Annotated in this window: 2 protein-coding genes; both read right to left on the reverse strand. The window is 51.6% G+C overall.

Annotated features, from left to right (window positions below; all coding sequences use genetic code 11):
• Window positions 1–257 (reverse strand): hypothetical protein (locus BM323_RS24160; protein ID WP_139221451.1); only part of this gene is annotated, 257 nt, incomplete at its 3' end.
• Window positions 258–425: 168 nt separating this feature from the next.
• A partial coding sequence (locus tag BM323_RS24165; protein ID WP_139221452.1) for an Ig-like domain repeat protein occupies window positions 426–3,433 on the reverse strand: 3,008 nt, incomplete at its 5' end.

Genomic DNA, 3,433 nt, shown 5'->3' on the forward strand with positions numbered 1-3,433 from the left:
GTCTTAGAGTTGTAGCCAAACCAGTTGAACTCGGCGATTTCGAGGCGGCTGTTGTGGTTCTGGATAATCAGGCCGGCCTGGGTCTCGAGCAGGGAACCGCTGCTGATCTTCTGACTGCGTTCGGCGTCGAAGCGCTCTTCCGGGACCGCCGTAGCCGGTGCGGCGGAAAGGGGTGCTGTGCGGCTGGCTATGGGCTGATAAGGCAGTTCATCCTGTTCCGTGCCGTAGGCGTTGGAGCGGTTTTTTCTGAAATCCATTTTTCTTGACCATTAGGTAGAGGTAATGAGCGTTATCCTAAGTAGTGAGAGGAGATGTGCCGTACAGACCTGTCTGATTACCGGTGGGTATATTTTTAAGGTGCAAGCTTAAGATATGAGAAATGATAATAATGTAGCGAAACAGAGCTTCGCTACATTTAGCGATGATCAGTGATTGATAAGGGTTGTCGTTACACCACTTTGTACCAGCAGTTCAGCGTCGATCGCGCTGTGCTGCCAGACGGCGTACACCACGCCGCCGACAGTAACATTGCCGCTGCTGCTCCAGTCGCCAACGTCGCCATTATCCGGTAGCAGATCGGAGAGGTTAACCTTATCCCCGGCGTTGCCTTTCACCACCATCTGCACGTTGCCCGACATGTTGAACAGATCTTTGCTGCCCTGCTGCAGTACATCGCCCAGAGAAAGGGATAGGGTATTATTGCCGGTTCCGGTCAGATTAATGATCTCAGTTGACTGAATTTTTCCAGCTAATGCGGTCAGATCCAGATTGATGTTTTTACCGGTAAGTTGCAGCGTATCAATGCCGCCCTGACCACGCAGGAAAAAGTCATTGCTATTAAGATAGCTGGCATCACTAAGCTGGAATACATCATCGCTGTCGCTGCCCATATAAAGGGTGTTCTGATTGATTATTTGAAGATGTAAAGGTGCCTCCGTATAGCTCTGCGGGATATAATCAACATAACTTAATTTAACATCATCAAGCCATACATAAGACCATTGTGAATAGTTTAACGTAAACTTCAATGATGAAAATACTTCTCCATAGGGCAATTCAAACGCAATGGTTGTGATGTCAGCCGATTGCGTACCTGCCTGAGTTAATGTTCTTACTACCTTTCCTGCGGCATCGTAAAACGTAGCCGTGATAGTTTCATGGAGATTTAGATCACCCACCAGGAAGGATATTCTGTTTGCAGGTTTATTATTCTTTAAATCGATTTTATATGAGGTGTCGCCGCCACCATTAGCGATTTCAAGTGCCATGCTGGTCGGTGGCTTACCTATTCCACCTTGGTTCGTGTTACCAAACCGATTTTTGAACTCGCCATTAGAAACAGAAAGAGCTTTGAGGGTAAATGCATCAAAAATAAATTCATCACCTGTTTTTATTGCAGTGGCACTTTTTTTATTGAAACTTTCAAGATATTCACTCTTTAATTCCGGCTTTAATACTCTCCAGTTTGAATTGTTTCCTACCATATCAATATAGCTAGCGCGTATATCCTTTGGATTACCCACTTGAGATGAGTCCAGAGCAACAATGGCCTTTCCTGATGCAATATCTGCGGCAGATAAATTAACCACTACTGATTTGCCATCAATCATAAATTGCAGATTTTCACCCGTTACCGCCGTGGCTGGCAGTGTTGCTGCAAGCTGTTTTCCGTCCCATGTAATCTCAGGCGCATCAACATTAACCCTATGATAGTGCAATGTTTGTTGCTGTTCTTTACCGAAACTATTCGCATTGGCAACTCGCGCTTTAATCACCCAGTCAGCGTTGTGAATGCCGTTATCGACCGCAAACCATTTTTTGCCGTCATGTTGGGCGTCATGCCAGGTTACACCATCATCGAATGACACCTGCACTTTTTCGCCAGGTTTAAGCGCTTCACTGATAGAACCATGAACCAGTCGCCCAGCCGCGCCATCTCGTGTCAGGAAGTCCGCGTCACGAGCCGCAAAACCACTGTCCTTAGATACGGCATCAATAGTGACTTCAGCCAGCACGGACTCAAGCGTTGCCTGCTGCTTATGGGGCGATGAGATGTTCCCCGCCACGTCCGTGATACGGACTTGATATTCCCAATCGGCAGAATGTTCAATATCGTCAACAAATGACCAGTTAACACCGTTAACGGTCAGTGTCTTCCAGGTCATGCCGCCATCGAGGGAGTATTCAATAAGGTCACCAGCACTGAGCGCTTTGCTAAGAGTTCCGTAAACGGTTCGGCCTGCGCTGCCATCGCTGGTACGCCAGTCGTTAGCGATACCGTCATCTTTCTCCATGCGCTCAAAATGGATTTGCACATCGGACGCGGTGGTATCAAGCAATACATTCTGCAGTTGGTCATGAACCGTTGTGCCCGCAGCGTCAACGACGCGCACCCAATAATCCCAACGACTGTGGTGCTCAATATTGTCCTGTGCCTGCCATGTCAGACCGTTCACGGTGGCCACTACCCATTGAGTACCGTCCCAGAACTCCAGCTTTTCGCCCGGATTAAGCAGGCGGCTGAGCGTGCCTTCCACCTGACGACCGGCGGAGCCGTCGCGGGTGATGAAGTCGTTGTCGCTGGTTCCAGTATCTTTTTCCATGCGGGTAAAGGTGAGGCTGATAGCGCCGGGTAGCAGTAACACATCCTGAGTGACCGGAGCCGCGACGTTGCCGGCGATATCGGTGATGCGCACCTGATACTGCCAGTCTACGGCATGTGCATCGCCGTCGGTGAAGGACCAGTTGAGGCCGTTCAGGGTGAGCTTATGCCAGGTTGTGCCGCCATCCAGCGAGTACTCAATGAGGTCGCCGGGGGTGAGCGCGCGGTCAAGCTTTCCGCTAACGAGGCGTCCAGAAGAGCCATCGGTGGTTTGCCAGTCGTCCGCAATGCCGTCGTCTTTACTCATGCGTTCAAAGATAATCTGCACGTCGGACGGCGTAACGTCGAGCACCACCTGCTGGCTCTGCTCCGGCGTGGTGTTGCCGGCGGCATCCACCACGCGCAGCTTATATTCCCAGTCGGCGGCATGCGCGGTGTTGTCCGGCGCCTGCCAGGTCAGGCCGCTGACGATGGCATTTACCCATTTTGAACCGTCCCAGAACTGCAGGGTTTCGGAGGCGGCGAGGGTGCGGCTCATCGTACCTTCCACCTGGCGCCCGGCGGAACCGTCTTTGGTGATGAAATCCGTGTCGCTGCTGCCGGTGTCCTTCTCCATCAGGTCGAAGGTGAAGGTGATATCGCCTGGCAGCAGGACCACGTCCTGCACCGCCGGAGCGGCGACGTTGCCGGCGATATCGATGAAGCGTATCAGATACTGCCAGTCGGCGTTGTGGCTGTCGGGGTCGGTGAAGGACCAGTCCAGCCCGTTCAGGGTGAGCGTATGCCAGGTTTTGCCGCCGTCGTACGAGTATTCGGCGACGTCACCGGCGT

Source organism: Pantoea sp. YR525 (genome assembly GCF_900116775.1).
Lineage (GTDB): Bacteria > Pseudomonadota > Gammaproteobacteria > Enterobacterales > Enterobacteriaceae > Pantoea > Pantoea symbiotica.